Annotated in this window: 15 protein-coding genes and 1 pseudogene; 4 read left to right on the top strand and 12 right to left on the bottom strand. The window is 71.9% G+C overall.

Features of this window, described 5'->3' with window-relative positions; genetic code table 11:
* From cysD to ABZ471_RS01750, 6 genes are all read right to left on the bottom strand, one after another.
* A partial coding sequence (cysD, locus tag ABZ471_RS01775; RefSeq protein WP_359061254.1) for a sulfate adenylyltransferase subunit CysD occupies positions 1–677 on the bottom strand: 677 nt, incomplete at its 3' end.
* A complete protein-coding gene (gene cysC / locus ABZ471_RS01770; protein WP_359061252.1) occupies positions 674–1210 on the bottom strand; it encodes an adenylyl-sulfate kinase in 537 nt (178 codons plus the stop codon). The genes cysC and cysD, both read right to left, overlap by 4 nt.
* Positions 1211–1236: 26 nt before the next feature.
* Positions 1237–1947 carry a phosphoadenylyl-sulfate reductase gene (locus tag ABZ471_RS01765; protein ID WP_359061250.1) on the bottom strand — a complete coding sequence of 237 codons (711 nt, stop codon included), beginning with the start codon at positions 1945–1947 and terminating at the stop codon, positions 1237–1239.
* A complete protein-coding gene (locus ABZ471_RS01760; RefSeq protein ID WP_359061248.1) occupies positions 1944–2126 on the bottom strand; it encodes a hypothetical protein in 183 nt (60 codons plus the stop codon). The genes ABZ471_RS01765 and ABZ471_RS01760 overlap by 4 nt, the downstream gene beginning before the upstream one ends.
* On the bottom strand, positions 2123–3820 hold the full coding sequence (locus tag ABZ471_RS01755) for a nitrite/sulfite reductase (protein WP_359061246.1): 1698 nt from the start codon (positions 3818–3820) through the stop codon (positions 2123–2125). The genes ABZ471_RS01760 and ABZ471_RS01755 overlap by 4 nt, the downstream gene beginning before the upstream one ends.
* 126 nt (positions 3821–3946) lie before the next feature.
* On the bottom strand, positions 3947–4030 hold the full coding sequence (locus ABZ471_RS01750; RefSeq protein ID WP_309486338.1) for a putative leader peptide: 84 nt from the start codon (positions 4028–4030) through the stop codon (positions 3947–3949).
* Positions 4031–4213: 183 nt separating this feature from the next.
* On the opposite strand from ABZ471_RS01750, the gene ABZ471_RS01745 reads away from it, so the two are divergent.
* Positions 4214–7210: an NACHT domain-containing protein gene (locus tag ABZ471_RS01745; RefSeq protein ID WP_359061244.1), complete on the top strand. Its 2997-nt coding sequence runs from the start codon at positions 4214–4216 to the stop codon at positions 7208–7210.
* Here ABZ471_RS01745 and ABZ471_RS01740 read toward each other — a convergent pair.
* The 4 genes from ABZ471_RS01740 to ABZ471_RS01725 all read right to left on the bottom strand — a co-directional run bounded on the left by ABZ471_RS01740 (position 7123) and on the right by ABZ471_RS01725 (position 12512).
* Positions 7123–7686 (bottom strand): GNAT family N-acetyltransferase, encoded by a 564-nt coding sequence (locus tag ABZ471_RS01740; protein ID WP_359061242.1) that lies wholly within the window; start codon positions 7684–7686, stop codon positions 7123–7125. The genes ABZ471_RS01745 and ABZ471_RS01740 overlap by 88 nt on opposite strands.
* Before the next feature lie 56 nt (positions 7687–7742).
* On the bottom strand, positions 7743–9077 hold the full coding sequence (locus tag ABZ471_RS01735) for a hypothetical protein (protein ID WP_359061240.1): 1335 nt from the start codon (positions 9075–9077) through the stop codon (positions 7743–7745).
* Positions 9078–9254: 177 nt separating this feature from the next.
* Positions 9255–10529, bottom strand: coding sequence for a GAF domain-containing protein (locus tag ABZ471_RS01730; protein WP_359061238.1), 1275 nt, complete (start codon positions 10527–10529; stop codon positions 9255–9257).
* A gap of 345 nt (positions 10530–10874) precedes the next feature.
* Positions 10875–12512, bottom strand: a complete 1638-nt coding sequence (locus ABZ471_RS01725) for an acyl-CoA dehydrogenase family protein (RefSeq protein WP_359061236.1) — start codon at positions 12510–12512, stop codon at positions 10875–10877.
* Between the two features lie 131 nt (positions 12513–12643).
* On the opposite strand from ABZ471_RS01725, the gene ABZ471_RS01720 reads away from it, so the two are divergent.
* Positions 12644–13795 (top strand): YihY/virulence factor BrkB family protein, encoded by a 1152-nt coding sequence (locus ABZ471_RS01720; RefSeq protein WP_359061234.1) that lies wholly within the window; start codon positions 12644–12646, stop codon positions 13793–13795.
* Positions 13796–13863: 68 nt separating this feature from the next.
* Here ABZ471_RS01720 and ABZ471_RS01715 read toward each other — a convergent pair whose 3' ends face one another.
* On the bottom strand, positions 13864–14709 hold the full coding sequence (locus tag ABZ471_RS01715; RefSeq protein ID WP_359061232.1) for an NmrA family transcriptional regulator: 846 nt from the start codon (positions 14707–14709) through the stop codon (positions 13864–13866).
* Positions 14710–14790: 81 nt separating this feature from the next.
* On the opposite strand from ABZ471_RS01715, the gene ABZ471_RS01710 reads away from it, so the two are divergent.
* Entirely contained in the window at positions 14791–15729 is a 939-nt protein-coding gene (locus ABZ471_RS01710) for an AraC family transcriptional regulator (RefSeq protein ID WP_359061230.1), read from the top strand.
* Between the two features lie 10 nt (positions 15730–15739).
* Positions 15740–16420, top strand: a pseudogene (locus tag ABZ471_RS01705) (helix-turn-helix domain-containing protein); the annotation flags it as partial.
* Here the strand turns inward: ABZ471_RS01705 and ABZ471_RS01700 are convergent.
* On the bottom strand, positions 16412–16810 hold the full coding sequence (locus ABZ471_RS01700) for a VOC family protein (RefSeq protein ID WP_359061228.1): 399 nt from the start codon (positions 16808–16810) through the stop codon (positions 16412–16414). The pseudogene ABZ471_RS01705 and the gene ABZ471_RS01700 sit on opposite strands and share 9 nt — an antisense overlap.
* Positions 16811–16865 lie beyond the last annotated feature (55 nt).

Genomic DNA, 16865 nt, shown 5'->3' with positions numbered 1-16865 from the left:
CGCTCGTGCGCGAAGTAGATCTCCGGCAGCTCGATGCCCTCACGGGCGATGTACTGCCACACATCCAACTCGGTCCAGTTGGACAGCGGGAAGACACGGACGTGCTCGCCCGGGGCGTGCCGGCCGTTGTACAGGTTCCACAACTCCGGGCGCTGACGGCGCGGGTCCCACTGCGAGAACTCGTCCCGCAGCGAGAACACCCGCTCCTTGGCCCGGGCCTTCTCCTCGTCACGGCGGCCGCCGCCGAACACCGCGTCGAACTTCTCGCTCTGGATCTTCTCCGTCAGCGGAAGCGTCTGCAGTGGGTTGCGGGTGCCGTCGGCACGTTCCTTGAGCACACCGCGGTCGATGTAGTCCTGTACGGAGGCCACATGGAGGCGCAGCCCATGTGCGGTCACCACACGGTCCCGGTACTCCAGCACCTCGGGGAAGTTGTGTCCCGTGTCCACATGGAGCAGCGAGAACGGGATCGTGGCCGGCGCGAACGCCTTCAGCGCGAGGTGCAGCATGACGATGGAGTCCTTGCCGCCGGAGAACAGGATCACCGGGTTCTCGAACTCGCCCGCCACCTCGCGGAAGATGTGCACCGCCTCGGACTCCAGCGCGTCCAGGTGCGAGAGGGCGTACGGGCTGGACGTTTCCTCATGGTCGCCGTGCACGGAAACGACGGTCGTCATGCCAGTCCCCTTTCGCTGAGCGCGGCGTACACCGACGCCGCGGACTCCTGCACCGTCTGGTTCTGGGACTCGATCCGCAGATCGGGCGTCTCGGGCTCCTCGTACGGATCGTCGACCCCGGTCAGCCCAGTGAGCCGGCCCGCAGCCTGCTTGGCGTACAGGCCCTTCACATCGCGTACCGAGCACACCTCGACCGGGGTGGCCACGTGCACCTCGACGTACGCCGTGCTGTTCTCCTCGTGGCGCTTGCGCACCGCGTCCCGGCTGTCCGCGTAGGGGGCGATCACGGGGACGAGCGCCGTGACGCCGTTGCGGGCCAGCAGTTCGGCGACGAAGCCGATGCGCTGCACGTTGGTGTGCCGGTCCTCGCGGCTGAAGCCGAGGCCCGCCGAGATGAACTCGCGGATCTCGTCTCCGTCGAGCACCTCGACGCGCCGGCCCTCGGCCCGCAGCAGGCCGGCCAGCTCGTACGCGATGGTGGTCTTGCCGGCGCTCGGCAGACCCGTGAGCCAGACGGTGGCTCCGGTGGTCACGTGGTTCTCCTGAATCTGGTCGTTCGTCATCCGTGCAGTCCGCACTCGGTCTTGGCCCGGCCCGCCCAGCGGCCGGCGCGCGCATCCTCGCCCTCCAGAACCCTGCGGGTGCACGGGGCACAGCCGATGGAGGCGTAGCCGTCCATCAGCAACGGGTTGGTCAGGACGCCGTGTTCGGCGACGTAGGCGTCCACGTCGTCCTGGGTCCAGCGGGCGATCGGGGAGACCTTGACCTTCTGCCGCTTCTCGTCCCAGCCGACCACCGGGGTGTTCGCCCGGGTCGGGGACTCGTCGCGGCGCAGGCCGGTCGCCCACGCCCGGTAGCCCTTCAGGCCCTCCTCCAGCGGCTGGACCTTGCGCAGCTTGCAGCACAGGTCGGGGTCGCGGTCGTGCAGCTTCGGGCCGTACTCCGCGTCCTGCTCGGCGACCGTCTGCCTCGGCGTGAGGGTGATGACGTTGACGTCCATCACGGCCTCGACGGCGTCCCGGGTGCCGATGGTCTCCGGGAAGTGGTAGCCGGTGTCGAGGAAGACGACGTCGACGCCCTTCTGTACACGGGAGGCCAGATGGGCGACCACGGCGTCCTCCATCGAGGAGGTGACGCAGAACTGCTCGCCGAAGGTGTCCACCGCCCACTGGAGGATCTCCAGGGCGGAGGCGTCCTCCAGGTCACGGCCCGCCTGCTCGGCGAGCTGCTTCAACTCCTCGCTCGTACGCTCTTCCTGAGCCGTCGTCATGTACGGTCATCCCCTCCGTTGTCGGCTCGCTGAAATCCCCGGGCGAGCAGCCCGAGGAACTTCAGCTGGAATGCGCGGTTGCACGACCCGCATTCCCAGGCACCGTGGCCCTGATCGCTCGGACGCAGGTCCTCGTCACCGCAGTAGGGGCAGTAGAAAGGCGCGGCCCGCTCGGTCACGACAGGGCCTCCTCGGAAGCGCGCGCCGCCCAGGTCGCGAACCGCTCCCCGTCCTCGCGCTCCGCCTGGTAGCGCTTGAGGACCCGCTCGACGTAGTCGGGCAGCTCCTCCGAGGTGACCTTCAGGCCGCGGACCTTGCGGCCGAAGCCCGGCTCCAGGCCCAGTGCGCCGCCGAGGTGCACCTGGAAGCCCTCGACCTGCTCGCCCTTGTCGTCGAGGACCAGCTGGCCCTTGAGACCGATGTCCGCGACCTGGATACGGGCACAGGCGTTCGGGCAGCCGTTGACGTTGATGGTGATCGGCTCGTCGAAGTCCGGGATGCGGCGCTCGAGTTCGTCGATCAGAGAGATGCCGCGCGCCTTGGTCTCCACGATGGCGAGCTTGCAGAACTCGATGCCGGTGCAGGCCATGGTGCCGCGCCGGAACGGGGACGGACTGACGCTGAGGTCCAGCGCCTCGAGACCGGCCACCAGGGACTCGACCTGTGCCTCCTCGAGGTCGAGCACGATCATCTTCTGCTCGACGGTGGTGCGGACCCGGCCCGAGCCGTGCGCCTCGGCGACATCGGCGATCTTGGCCAGCAGCGTGCCGTCGACCCGGCCGACGCGCGGCGCGAAACCGACGTAGAACCGGCCGTCCTGCTGCCGGTGCACGCCGACGTGGTCGCGCCAGCGCTCCACGGGCTGCGCGGGCGCCGGGCCGTCGGCCAGCTTCCGCTTCAGGTACTCGTCCTCCAGCACCTGACGGAACTTCTCCGCGCCCCAGTCGGCGACCAGGAACTTCAGCCGGGCACGGGTGCGCAGACGCCGGTAGCCGTAGTCGCGGAAGATCGAGATGACGCCCTCGTAGACGTCCGGGACCTCGTCCAGCGGAACCCAGGCGCCGAGCCGCACACCGATCTTCGGGTTGGTGGACAGGCCGCCGCCGACCCAAAGGTCGAAGCCGGGGCCGTGCTCGGGGTGGTCGACGCCGACGAACGCGACGTCGTTGATCTCGTGCGCCACGTCCAGCAGCGGCGAGCCGGAGACCGCGGACTTGAACTTGCGGGGCAGGTTCGAGAACGCCTTGTTGCCGACGATCCGGCGGTGGATCTCCTCGACGGCCGGGGTGCCGTCGATGATCTCGTCCGCGGCGATGCCGGCGACCGGAGAACCGAGGATCACACGGGGCGTGTCGCCGCAGGCCTCGGTGGTGGACAGGCCGACCGCCTCCAGCCGGTCCCAGATCTCCGGTACGTCCTCGATCCGGATCCAGTGCAGCTGGATGTTCTGCCGGTCGGTGATGTCCGCGGTGCCGCGCGCGAACTCCTGCGAGATCTCGCCGATCACCCGCAGCTGCTCCGTCGACAGCCGCCCGCCGTCGATCCGCACCCGCAGCATGAAGTACTTGTCGTCCAGCTCTTCCGGCTCCAGAATGGCCGTCTTGCCGCCGTCGATCCCGGGACGGCGCTGGGTGTACAGCCCCCACCAGCGCATCCGCCCGCGCAGGTCGTTCGGGTCGATGGAGTCGAAGCCGCGCTTGGAGTAGATCGTCTCAATGCGTGTCCGCACATTGAGACCGTCGTCATCCTTCTTGAACTGTTCGTTGCCGTTGAGCGGGGTGAAGTGACCCACGGCCCACTGACCCTCACCGCGGTGACGACTCACCTTGCGGCGGGGCGCGGACGCGGCGGGGTTCTGCGGGTTGGCGGCCATGGTTTTTACGTCCTTCGGACAGGCGGAAAGCGGCTCTGACCTGCACATACATGCGCACGCGCGCATGCGTGCGCATCCTTGCGCAGCAGGAATGAGGTACGGGGAGGTCGGCGGGTGCTGGTGCGGTCAGCTCGCCGGACAGATGGCGCTGGACATGCGGCCGAGGTCGACGTGCCGCCGACTCACCAAGGCAATTCCAGTTCCAGACATGACGGAAGCGTGTCACGGGGATCTCTGGCCAGTCCACTGTCATCCGCATATTGGACATGGGTGTCTCGAATGCCGGAACACTGTGATGTGGGTCTCGCGAGCTGGGTCCGAACCGGGGACATCCGGACCATCCCACCCCTATCCTGCCGATTCAGGGACTGCGGCGGCGAACGGGGGACGGCCGTGGGGGACCAGGTGCGGCAGTGGCTGCCGGTGGCGGGCGCCTTCGTCCTGGGGGTGCTGGTCCTCAAACTCAAGGACTGGTTCAAGCGCCTGGTGGACAAGGCGGCGGCCGCACTCTACCGGCGCCTCGCCGGCAGCGCCCTGCTCCGCCGGACGGCTCTGCGCCGCTACACGGTCAAGACGCACGAACGGAACCGGAGCTTCTCCGTCTCCTTCCGGCCGGACGAGAACCAGGCCATGGACATGGCGTCCGTGTACGTCCCGCTGCGCACCGCCACCGGCTTCGGCGCCGAACAGCGGGAGGCCGCGGTCTCGCTGGACGAGTCCCGCCAGGCGGTGGTGCTCGGCGTACCGGGCGCGGGCAAGACGATGCTCCTCAGGCACACCGTGCTGGCCTGGGCGCGCGAGCGCTACCGCCCCGACCTGCCACCCTGCCGTGCCTGGTACGACCCGCGGCGCAGACACCGCGTGGACCTGGGCGCGCCGACCGACATCCCGGTGCTGCTCTCGCTCCACTCCGTCGACCTGGACGCGGGCGACATCACCGCGCACATCGTCAACCACTTCGCCGACCACGACTTCCCCAACGCCCGCACCTGGGTGGAGCGAGCCCTCACCGAAGGCCGGCTGGCGGTGTACTTCGACGGCCTGGACGAGGTCCCCACGGCCCAGCGGCCGAGGGTCGCCGCCGAGATCAGACGCTTCATGCGGGTGCACGACCGCTGCCGTGCCGTGGTGACCTGCCGGGTGGCCGTGTACCGGGGCGAGTTCGCGGAGGAGGCCGTACCGGTCCTCCTGGTGGAGGAGTTCGACGACCGCCTGATCCAGCGCTTCCTCCACGGCTGGCCCTGGCCGCGTGAGCTGGCGGCGGACACGGTGGAGCAGCTGCTGGGCGCTCTGCGCGACACCCCCCAGCTGAAGCCGCTGGCCCGCAACCCGCTGCTCCTCACGATGATCGCCCACCTCTACAGCTACGAGTACGCCGGCACCGACCAGGTGCTGCCCCACAACCGCGCCGACTTCTACAACGAGGTCACGGTGAGCCTGCTGCGGGACCGCGACCGGGACAAGGTGCGGCGTTTCCCGCCGACGCTGAAGCGGGCGATCCTGCAACAGCTCGGCCTGGCCGCGCAGAGTGTGCCGTCGGACGCGTACGACCGCCTGGCGATGCCGTACGAGAAGGTACGGCGGGAGGTCGGGGCCGTCCTGGAACGCTACGGCCGTCCCCCGGACGAGACGGACGAGGTGCTGGCGGAGATCGTCGACCGCAGTGGCCTCCTGCTGGTCATCGACAACGGCGAGCGCTACCAGTTCGCCCATCTGACCCTCCAGGAGTACCTGGCGGCGACGGCCCTCCAGGCCGATGTCCTGCTGGACCGGTACCGCCGCGACCCCCATGTCTGGCGCGAGGTCGTCCGTCTGTGGTGCGGAGCCGAACCCCGCGACTGCACTCCGCTGGTCCGGGAGATCCTCGCGCTCGACCCCCTGCTGGCCTTCCAGTGCCTGGCAGACGCCCAGCTGATCGACGACGCCCTGGCGGACGAGATCATCGCCCACTTCCACGCCCTGCTGGGAGACGAGTCGGCCTTTCTGGAGCAGGACGCGGTGGTGGCGGCGTACGGGGTGGTGGCGGCGCAGCGGCGGGCGCGGGGTGCCGCGGTGTTCGAGTGGCTGTGCGCGGCGGCCTGGGATGCGTCGAACCCCGGGCGGTCGCACATGGCGGTACGGGCGCTGGCGGCGACGAACGTGCTGAAGGCGGCGCGGTTCCTGGTGGAGAGGATGACGGAGCTGCCGGGCGCGGAGGAGGCCCTGGTGGCGATGGGGGATCTGGCGGTGCCGGCGCTGGAGGAGGGGTGGACCGGCGCTACGAGGCAAGTGGCCTGGGTGCTGTGGCGCTTGCGTACGGAGAAGGCGACGCTCGTGCTGTGGCGCGGCCTGACGACCCGTGGCACTGTCGAGAACGGACTTGTGGCCGCGTTCCTCGCCGACCTGTTGCGTGACCGCGGGCTCGAAGAGGTGCTCCGCGGTGCGCGCATCACGCCGACCGGAGCTGTCTTCGACTGGGTGTGGAAGCCCTTCGCACGCCGTGGCGACGAGCCGATGACGAGCGTGGCCGGCACGTTGGCGTTCTTCCTCTCGAGCTTCGCCCGTGGCCAGGAGCCCCTCCCCGACCACGTCCGGCCCGACCCCCGGATTCTCGTCCCGCTCGTCCTCGTGGATGAGGAGGCCGACAACCCCAGTGGGATCGACCCGACCGGTCGGTGGGTGCGGCTGCTGAGCGACGCGGCGGAGGAGGATCCGGACGAGCAGCGGGCCGAACGGCTCGTCGTTGTGGAGGAGATGATCGCAGCCGGCGCACTGCCTCGCTGGCGCGGACGGCTGATCGACTGGATGCCACCCCAGGACGCCCGGCACACACTGCAGGAACTGCTGGCCTCCGGCTGTCTCACGAAGGCCATGTGGGAGCAGTGCGTGGACGAACTGGCCTACCGCAACAAGTCGAGCATGTGGGCTCGCATCGCGTTGGCGGTCGGGCTGGGAGGAGCCTTGTTCAGTGCCGTCGCCCCCCTGTTCAGCTGGCGTCAGTGGAAGGTGACCCCTGATTGGATCGTGCCGACGGCCAGTCTGTCCCTGGCGCTCGCCGGCCTGACCCTGGCCGTCCTGCCTTTGGCGGCCAAGGACAGGCGGATCGGCAGTCGCTTCATGAACGGGTGGCTGTCGTGCACGGTACTCAGCGGCGTCGTCCCCACCTTCTTCGCCCCGTCGGCGCTGCTCGGCGGCTGGACCGTCACGGCCGTGGCGGCCCTTCCGATCGTGACCATGGGCGTTGCCATGCGCGTGGAATCCCGACAGGCGCGTACCACCGTCGGGTGGCAGCTACTGCGCTTCGTCGAGGCCCTCGCCGCCCCCTACGCCCCCGGCCAGGGCCCCGGCGCGGCCGCCTCCGGCTCCAGTTCCACCTTCGTGTCGAACAGCCTGAACCCCCGCCGCAGATAGTTGTCCATCGCGAACTCGCCGTCCTTGCTGCACGTGTGCAGCCAGACCCGCTTCGTCGGCGTCCGCTCGGGAAAGCGCTCGGCCAGGTCCCAGGCGCGGGCCGTGCCGTACGCCAGCAGGTGGCCGCCGATGCGACGGCCGCGGAAGGCGGGGATCAGGCCGAAGTAGCCGATCTCGACGACACCGTCGTCCTGCGGGTCCAGCTCGACGTATCCGGCGGGGGTGCCGCGGTCGTAGGCCACCCAGGTCTCCACACCGGGACGGTCCAGGTGCTCCTGCCACTGGGTGTAGGTCCAGCCGAGGCGGTCCGTCCAGCGGATGTCACCGCCGACCGAGGCGTACAGGAAGCGGCTGAACTCAGGGGAGGGGACCTCGGCGCGCACGATCCGGACGTCGCCGTCGGGGGCGGCCGCCGGCAGGAGGTCGGCCGAGGAGGTCTGCTCCAGGGACCAGGTGGTGACAGGGACGCTGCTCATGCGGGCCAGGGAATCATCCCGCCCGGCGGTCTGTCGATCGACCAGGTCACGCGGGCTCAGCCCACGGACCGGTCGAGCACCGCCAGGGGCACCGCGAACAGCATCCGGTCCGACACGGACCAGACCTCGCCCGTCTCCTGCCAGTAGGAGAGGGAGCCCGCGGACCGGGCCCAGCAGCGGTGGGAGGCGTCCGAGCCGCAGTGCGCCGCCTTCGCGTCCTCGGTGTCCTGTCGCCACAGTCCGCCGTGGCCGTCCCCGGAGCCGGACAGGCGTCCCACATACCAGGACGGAGCGGCCGACCCGGCCTGCGGGTACGACAGCACGCCCCGGATCCCGGACGCCCGGGTGCGGTAGGCCTCGACCGCGTCCACCCGGCCGGTGGCGTCGGCGGCGAGCAGGCCGCCGCGCGCGGGGTCGGTGCTGAACGCGTACCGCCACAGCCGCGCGTGCCGGTCGCTGCCGGGGGCGGTCCACTCGCCGGCGACCAGGCTGTCGGGCGCCGTGCCGCGGTCCAGGGAGAGGGCGGCCGGGCAGGGCGGGCCCGAGGTGGTGCAGCGGCCTGCGGAGAAGCGGTAGGAGCCGACCGCGGGCATCACGTATCGGTAGCCGTCGGCGGACCAGCCGCCGGGCACCCGGCCGATCGCGGGCGCGTCCACCGTGGTGCGCTGGATGCGGTCGAGGTCGTAGACGTAGAGCGCGTCGGCGCTGCCGGTCGTGGTGGTGACCAGCAGCTTGTTCTGGTACCAGACCATGCCGGAGATGCGGGAGGCCAGGCCGCGGTAGTCGTCGCCGCCGTCGACCGGCACCACCAGGAGTACCCAGCGGTAGACGGGGTGGTCGGGGTCGTCCGCGTCGACGAAGGCGACCCTGGCAAGGCCCCGCTCGGCGGTGTCGCCGGTGGTGGTGCTGTGGGTCGAGCCGGTGAGGATCACCCGGTGGGTGCCCCAGACACCGTCCTCGTCGGCGTCCCCGGAGGTGGTCACCGAGGCCGGCTGCCAGGCGGTGCCGGCGCCGTCGGCCGGGTCCCAGCAGTAGGCGCGGGTGGCGGCGGGAGAGACCGGCAGGGACGCGCGGTCCTCGGAGGTGCAGTCGGCGCCCTCGTGCAGCGTGCGGTCGGCGCTCCGCAGGACCGTGTCCACGCCGACCGGCCGGCCCATGGACGCGGCGAGCCGGTTCAGCGTGGAGTCCGGCATCAGGTGCTCCTGGAGCCGCAGCGGGCCGGTGTCCGCCCGGGAGGTCAACGGCTTGAGCGGGCCCGGGTTCTCGGCGACCGTGGCCTGCGAGGCGCTGATCAGCGTGGCGGCCGCGGTGAGTGCCAGCGCGGTCCCGGCGAGGACCGCGCGCAGGGCAGCGCCCCGTCTGCGCCTGCGATGTCTGCCGCGATGCTTCATGTCTCCTCCCGAGGCGGGCCAACTGCGCCTGGTGGTCCGTACGTTGACCGAGGAGCAGGTGGGGAGGCCCGTAGGGATGCTACGGCAGTAACGGGCGTCGCCGGGCCAAGACCCGCAAATATGCGGAAGACACCTGCGCGGAAGTCACCCGCAGGGAGCGGGCGGTGCCCCGCCCCGTCAGTCGGCGCCCCTTGTCGCCCTGCGTCGCGCCACCGCCGGTGCCGTCGACTGGGGCAGCAGGTCACGGGGGTTGTCGGGCAGGAGGACCTCGACCTCCGTACCCTCGCAGAAACGATACGGCCGGTGTTGCAGAAGGTCCCCGAGGTATCGGCGAATTCTGGACATTTCAGCCCTTACGGTTACCGTTCTGGTGGGATCTCCGAACAGATCCTCGGCGAGTCCCGCCGCGCCCCGCCCCGCGCGGTGCTCGGCCAGCAGGTAGAGCAACTCGGCGTGCCGGGGACTGAGTTCGCGGGACCAGGAGCCGGTCGCACCGGCCACGGTCACCGAGGTGCGGCCCGCCCGGCTCAGGTCCAGCACGATCCGGCCGGCGGCGGCCGCCGCCGGCTCGTCGGCCACCCGCAGCAGCCAGCCCCCGGCCAGCGGCTCCACCGCGCAGGTGCCGAGCGCGGGCAGCCACCGGTGGCCCGGCGTCAGCGACTTGGGCAGGGCCAGCCGGCGCACGTACGGCATCCCGGTCACGGCCGCCGCCCAGCCGTCCCGGTCCACCACCAGCGCCCGCCCGTCCAGCCGGGCCAGCACCGGCGCGGCCACCGTGCGCAGCCGCTCCAGCGAGGCCGTGTGCAGCTCCCGCAGCCGGGCCTCGGCGAGTTTGGCCACCGAGTCCACCCAGGCGAGGGTCGCCGGATGCATGGTCTCCAGCGGGCCGCTCACGTCGACCACCCCGATGAGCCGGTCGTCCCTGGGATCGGTGATCGGGGCGCCCGTGCAGGTCCAGGAGGCGTGCGAGCGGACGAAGTGCTCGGCGGCGAAGACCTGCACCGGCCGCCGTACGACCGCCGGAGTGCCCACGCCGTTGGTACCGACGACGTCTTCCCGCCAGTCCGCGCCGAGTTCGAAGCCGAGTCCGTCGGCCTTGCGCAGCACCTGCGGGGATCCCTCCCGCCACAGCACGCGTCCCTCGGCATCCGCCACCACCATGATGTGCTGGGCGACGTCCGCGACCGAAAGCAGTCCCTGGCGCAGCACCGGCAGGACGTGTCTGAGCGGCGACTCCTCACGTCTGCGCCGCACTTCGTCGGCGGGCAGCAGCCGGGATCTGAAGTCGTGGTCGGGGTCGACGCCGCTGCGCAGCATCCGTCCCCAGGACTGCTCGATCACCGGCCGGGGCGCGATCCGCGCACGTTGTCCGGCGAGCGTCGCCTCGCGCAGCTCGCTCAGCATCCGCGCCGCCTGTGCCGCGTCCACGGCGGCCAGGCGCGCCACGTTCATCGGCGGGTTCACCACTGGGGTCCTCCCGGGAAAGGCGTCGAACACACTTGTCAAGCCGTCCGGGCGGCGGTTTCCGGCCCGACTCCTACTCCCATACTGCCGTTCGGCGCATGCCGGAGGCACACAGTCCGCGCACAGTCACCGATAAGTTGCAACCCCCTGCAACCCTGGTGAATGGCGGGAGGCTGGCTGAGACTTGACCACGGCGCCGCCTCCGGGCGGCGTTCCTGGCCTTCAACGGGCCCATGAGGCGGGGGTGGTGCCGTGTCGGCGCAGCACCACCCCTTGCCGCCGGCGGTCCGACAAGGCGCTCCGGGGGCTGTCACGTGCCGGAAGAACGGACCCCTAGGACAGCGGTCGTGCCCGGTCCACCACAGATGCCAGGTCCAGGCCCGTCGGCAGGGTGCCGAAGGCCGCGCCCCGGTCGCCGCCGAGCCGGGAGGCGCAGAACGCGTCGGCGACCTCCGGGGGCGCGTATCGCACCAGGAGTGAACCCTGGAGCACCAGTGCGAGGCGCTCGACCAGCCGCCGGGCCCGGCCTTCGATGCCGTCCAGGTCGGCGAGTTCGGTGAACAGGTCCTTCACCGCCCGGTCCAGCCGGTGGTCGGCACCGTGCGCCCGCCCGATCTCGGTGAGACAGGCGTCCAACGCGCCCGGCTCGCGCTGCAGCGCCCGCAGCACGTCCAGCGCCTGCACGTTGCCCGCGCCCTCCCAGACGGAGTTCAGCGGTGACTCGCGCACCAGCCGGGGCAGCCCCGACTCCTCGACGTACCCGTTGCCGCCCAGGCACTCGGCGGCCTCCACCGCCACCGGCGCACACCGCTTGGTGATCCAGTACTTGGCGGCCGGCACCGCGAGCCGCAGGAAGGCGCGCTCCTGCTCGCCCCCGTCGTCGTAGGCGGCCGCGAGCCTGAGGGCCAGCGCGGTCGCGGCCTCGGACTCCAGCGCGAGATCGGCCAGCACGTTGCGCATCAGGGGCTTGTCGGCCAGCCTGCCGCCGAACGCCTCCCGGTACGTGCAGTGGTGGACTGCCTGCGCCACCGCCTGCCGCATCAGGCCCGCGGAGCCGAGCGCGCAGTCCAGCCGGGTCGCGGCGACCATCTCGATGATGGTCCGCACCCCGCGGCCCTCCTCGCCGACCCGGCGCGCCCAGGTGCCGGCGAACTCGACCTCGGCGGAGGCGTTGGACCGGTTGCCCAGCTTGTCCTTGAGCCGCTGGATCAGGAACACGTTGCGGGTGCCGTCCTCGAGGACGCGCGGGACGAGGAAACAGGTGAGCCCGCCGGGGGCCTGGGCCAGCACCAGGAAGCCGTCCGACATCGGCGCCGAGCAGAACCACTTGTGCCCGGTCAGTGTGTACGTCCCGGCCTCGGCGAGCGGCCGGGCCTCGGTCGTGTTCGCCCGTACGTCGCTGCCGCCCTGCTTCTCGGTCATGCCCATGCCGAAGAGGGCGCTGGTCTTCTGCGCGGCGGGCCGCAGCTCGCGGTCGTAGATCGTGGACGTCAGCCGCGGCTCCCATTCGGCCGCGAGGCCAGGGTCGGCCCGCAGCGCGGGCACGGCCGCGTGGGTCATCGACAGCGGGCAGCAGTTGCCCGCCTCGACCTGCGTCCAGACCAGGAACCCCGCCGCCCGGCGCACATGCCCGGCCGGGCGCGTCCAGGCGCCGGTCAGCCCCGCCCCGACCCCCTTGCCGAGCAGCCGGTGCCAGGACGGATGGAAGTCGACCTCGTCGATCCGGCGGCCGTACCGGTCGTGCGTGCGCAGCCGCGGCGGGTGCTCGTTCGCCTGCACCCCCCACTCCTGGACCTGCGCCGAGCCCGCGGCCCGGCCCAGCAGGGACAGCTCGCGGCGCACCTCCTCCAGCACATCCGGACCGGTGTGCCGCTCGACCGCCTCCACGAGGGCCCGGTCGGCGGTGAACAGGTCGTACCCCGCCAGCGGCGGCGGCTGGTTCGTCACGGTGTGGGTGGAGTTGCCTGCCATGATGGCGAACCTATCTGGGAGCGCGCCGATGCCGGCTTCCAGCGTCGCACAGCACCGCCTGCGGGCGCGTCACTCCCCGCGGCGGGCCCCGGAAGGTGAGGGCGGTCCGCTGCGGCGGATACCGTTAGGTCGTGCAGCCAGGAAGTGAAACCCCCGAGCGGCCCGCCGGCCGGCTCCACCGGGCCCGAGCCCTCTACCGGAACGTCTCCAAGCGCAGGACCGCCTGGCTGCTGCTCAAGGACACCGTCAACTCCTGCATGGAGTACCGCATCCTGGGCCTGGCGGCCGAGGCGGCGTTCTTCACGCTGCTGTCGGTGCCGCCGCTGCTGCTGAGCCTCATCGGCCTCCTCGGCTACGTGGACGCCTGGACGGGCGCGGACACCATCGCGAGCCTGGAGAGCAACCTCCTGGAGGCGTCCCGCACGGTCCTGTCGGACAAGGGCGTGAAGGAGATCGCCGAGCCGATCCTGCACGACGTGATGAAGGGCGGCCGGCCGGACATCATCTCCATCGGCTTCCTGTTCGCCCTGTGGTCGGGCTCCCGCGCGGTGAACGTCTTCATCGACACGATCACCGTCATGTACGGCCTGGACGGCGTCCGCGGCATCGTCAAGACCCGGATGATGTCCTTCCTGCTGTTCATCGTGGCCCTGCTGATCGGCTCGGTCGCACTGCCGCTGATGGTGGCCGGTCCGGACGCGGTGGTGCGGATCGTGCCCTGGTCGGAGACGGTCGTCCAGGTCCTGTACTGGCCGGTCGTCATCGTGCTGTCCATCGTCTTCCTGACGACCCTGTACCACGTGTCCGTGCCCGTCCGCTCCCCGTGGATCGAGGACGTGCCCGGCGCCCTGGTCGCCCTCGCCATGTGGGTCCTCGGCAGCTTCCTCCTGCGGATCTACCTGACCAACACCATCGAGGGCGCAACGATCTACGGCTCCCTGGCCGCCTCCGTCGCCGTCCTCCTCTGGATCGGCGTGTCGGCCTTCGCCGTGCTCGTCGGCGCCGCCGTGAACGCTGCCATCGACCGGGTCTGGCCGGCCGCCGCCACGGCCGCCGCCCGTGCGGCCAACGAGCGGCTGCGCGAGGCGGAGGTCGTCGAGTACGTCGCCCGGGTCGCCGCCGCCCGCGAGGCCGACCCCGACGACCCGGACATGCCGTCCGAGTTCCCGGAGCGCTGGTCCCGCTTCCTGCCCCCGGAGGACGTCACGGCCCGCCTGCGCACCCACGCGAAGAACCCCCACCACCACGCGCACAAGGCGCACGGGGACACGCCGCCGAAGTAACGCCGCCCGCTGCCCGACGGCGGATGCCGACGGCCGGCACCCGTGCCACGGCCACTCGCCCGGCCCACTCACGGCTTCCATGTGCCCGCCGGCGCCGCCTCCCGCACGAAGTCACCGAAGTCCCGCGGCTCGCGGCCCAGCACCTGCCGTACCCCGTCCGACACGTACGCGTTCCGGCCGTCGAGCAGGGAAGCGAAGACGTCCGTCAGGAACTCCGCCTCCTCGGTCGGCACCCCGAACCCGGCCAGCCGCTCGCCGTACTCCCGCACCGGCACCGCCCGGTACGACAGCTCGCGCCCCGTCGCCGCCGCGATCTCCGCGACCGCCTCACCGAAGCTCAGCAGCCGCGCCCCCGAGACCTCCAACACCTGTCCGACGTACCGGTCGCCCGCGGCGAGCGCCACCACCACCACGTCCGCGATGTCCCGCACGTCGACGAACGGCTCCCGCACCGCCCCCGCCGGGAACACCAGCTCCCCGTACTCCCGCAGCTCCGCCACCAGAGGGCCCTCGCTGAAGTTCTGCGAGAACCAGGCAGCTCGTACGATCGTCCAGTCCGCTCCCGACGCGCGCAGCGCCTCCTCGGCGGGACCCGCCTGCTCCTCGCCCCGCGCCGACAGCAGCACCAGCCGCCGCACCCCCAGCCCGACCGCCTCGCGGGCCAGGTCCCCGACCGCGTCCGCCGCGTCCGGCGCCCCCACGTCCGAGGGGTACACCAGATAGGCCGCGTCGGCGCCGCGCAGCACCTGAGCCCATGTCGACCGGTCCCGCCAGTCGAAGCCCCGCGCCCGCGAGGCCGCCCGGACCGTCATCCCGGCCGCCCGCGCCGCCTCGGCGACCCGTCCGCCCGTACGACCGGACGCGCCGGTCACCACCACCGTCAACCCGTGTGTCCTGCCCGTGTTCTGCGTCATGCCGCCAGTCAACTGCGGCCCCGGGCAAGGGACCATCGCCGAACGGCTCACTCCCATACGCGCGCGTCTACGCTGACCCCCATGGACCCCCTTGCAGGCCTGCTGGAAGGCCCCCGCGCGCGTGGCGCCTTCATGATCCGGGCATGCTTCGAGCCGCCCTGGGCGGTGCGTGTGGAGGACCGGGCCCCGCTGACGGTGATGCTGATGGCCCGGGGAGACGCCTGGATCACCCCCGACGGCGGCGGCGAGCGGGTGCGGCTGCGCCCCGGAGACCTGGCGATCGCACGCGGCCCCGAACCGTACACCTGCGGCGACACCCCCGGCACCGCCCCGCAGGCGCTGATCCTGCCCGGCGGCGAGTGCCGCTACCCCGACGGCAGCTCCCTGAACGGTTCCATGGACCTCGGCGTGCGCACCTGGGGCGACCGCCCGGACGCCCCGATCGTGATGCTGATCGGCACCTACCTGATGCAGGGCGAGATCAGCGGCCGCCTGCTGGACGCCCTGCCCCCGCTGCTGACCCTCCCGGCCGAGGTGTGGAAGTGCCCGCTCACCCCGCTGCTCACGGAGGAGATCGTCCGTGACGAGCCCGGCCAGGAGGTGGTCCTGGACCGACTGCTGGACCTGCTGGTCATCAGCGCGCTGCGAGCCTGGTTCTCCCGCCCCGAGGCGGCCGCACCCGCCTGGTACCGGGCCCTCGGCGATCCGGTCGTGGGCCGCGCCCTGCGCCTGATCCAGGACGACCCGGCCCACCCCTGGACGGTGTCCGCGCTGGCGGCCAGGGCCGGGGTGTCCCGCGCGGCCCTGGCCCGCCGCTTCACCGACCTGGTCGGCGAACCCCCGATGGCCTACCTCACCGCCTGGCGCCTCGCCCTGGCCGCCGACCGGCTCCGTGACACCGAGGACACCCTCGCCGCCATCGCCCGCCGGGTCGGCTACGGCAGCGCCTTCGCCCTCTCCAGCGCCTTCAAACGGGCGTACGGGGTCAGCCCGCAGGAGCACCGCACGCGGGCGGCGTAGCCTGGCGTACGTGTACGAGGAGCGCCCGTCCCGGCTGACCGGCGCGGTGGTGTGGCAGCGCACCGCGGAGGACCCCGCGGTCCGGCCGGTGCTGCCCGACGGCTGCATGGACCTGCTGTTCAGCGAGGGCCGGCTGCTGGTCGCCGGGCCCGACACCCGTGCGTACGTCCCCGAGGGCCCGCCCCGGGCCTGGGCGGGCATCCGCTTCTTCCCCGGCACCGCGCCCGCCCTGCTCGGCGTACCGGCACACGAACTGCGCGACGCACGCGTCGAGTTGGCCGACCTGTGGCCCGCCGCCCGGGTGCGACGGCTGCGCACCCGCGTCGAGGCGGCCCCCGACCCGGCGACGGCCCTGGAGGGCATCGCCCTGGACCGGGCCGCACAGGCGGCACCGGCCCTCGACCCGCTCCTGCACCGCCTGGTGGCCTGCCTGGACGCGGGCCGCCCGGTCGCGGCGACGGCCGTCGAACTCGGCATCGGTGCCCGCCAGTTGCATCGCCGCTGCCTGACCGCGTTCGGCTACGGCCCCAAGACCCTGGCCCGCATCCTGCGCCTGCAACGCGCCCTGGCCCTGGCCCGCTCCGGAGTCCCCCACGCCGAGACGGCGGCCCGCGCCGGATACGCGGACCAGCCTCATCTCGCCCGTGACGTACGGGAGTTGGCCGGGGTCACGCTCGGCGAGCTACTCGGCTCCCAGCGGCGCGAACAGGTCGACACCGTTGCCGTCGGGGTCGTGCACGGTGGCGTACCGCTGCCCCCAGAAGGCGTCCCACGGCTTCAGCTCCCCGTGGTACCCGGCGCCCACCAGGTCCTCGTACACGGCGTCGACGTCGGCCGGTGAGTCGCACCGGAAGGCGAGCGCGACCCGGCTCCCGCCGGCGGGCGGCCGCCACCCGGAGTGGAACGACCGGACGGTCTCGTCGGTGTCCAGCGCGAGCACCAGCCCGCCGGGCAACTCGGCCTCGACATGCGGCTGTTCCTCGGCCCCGTCGGGGAAGACCAGCCCGAGGCGGCGGTAGAACGCGAGTGAGGCGGCCAGATCGGAGGCCACCACGCCGATCACGGCGAATCGTGGAGTCATGGGCCCACCGTAGACAGAGTCCGGCGGCCCGGTCTTGAAGAAATCGGACACGGCG

The organism is Streptomyces sp. NPDC005728 (assembly GCF_040630895.1).
Taxonomy (GTDB): domain Bacteria; phylum Actinomycetota; class Actinomycetes; order Streptomycetales; family Streptomycetaceae; genus Streptomyces.
Note: the sequence above shows the minus strand (reverse complement) of the source record. Positions and strands in the feature narration are given on the sequence as shown.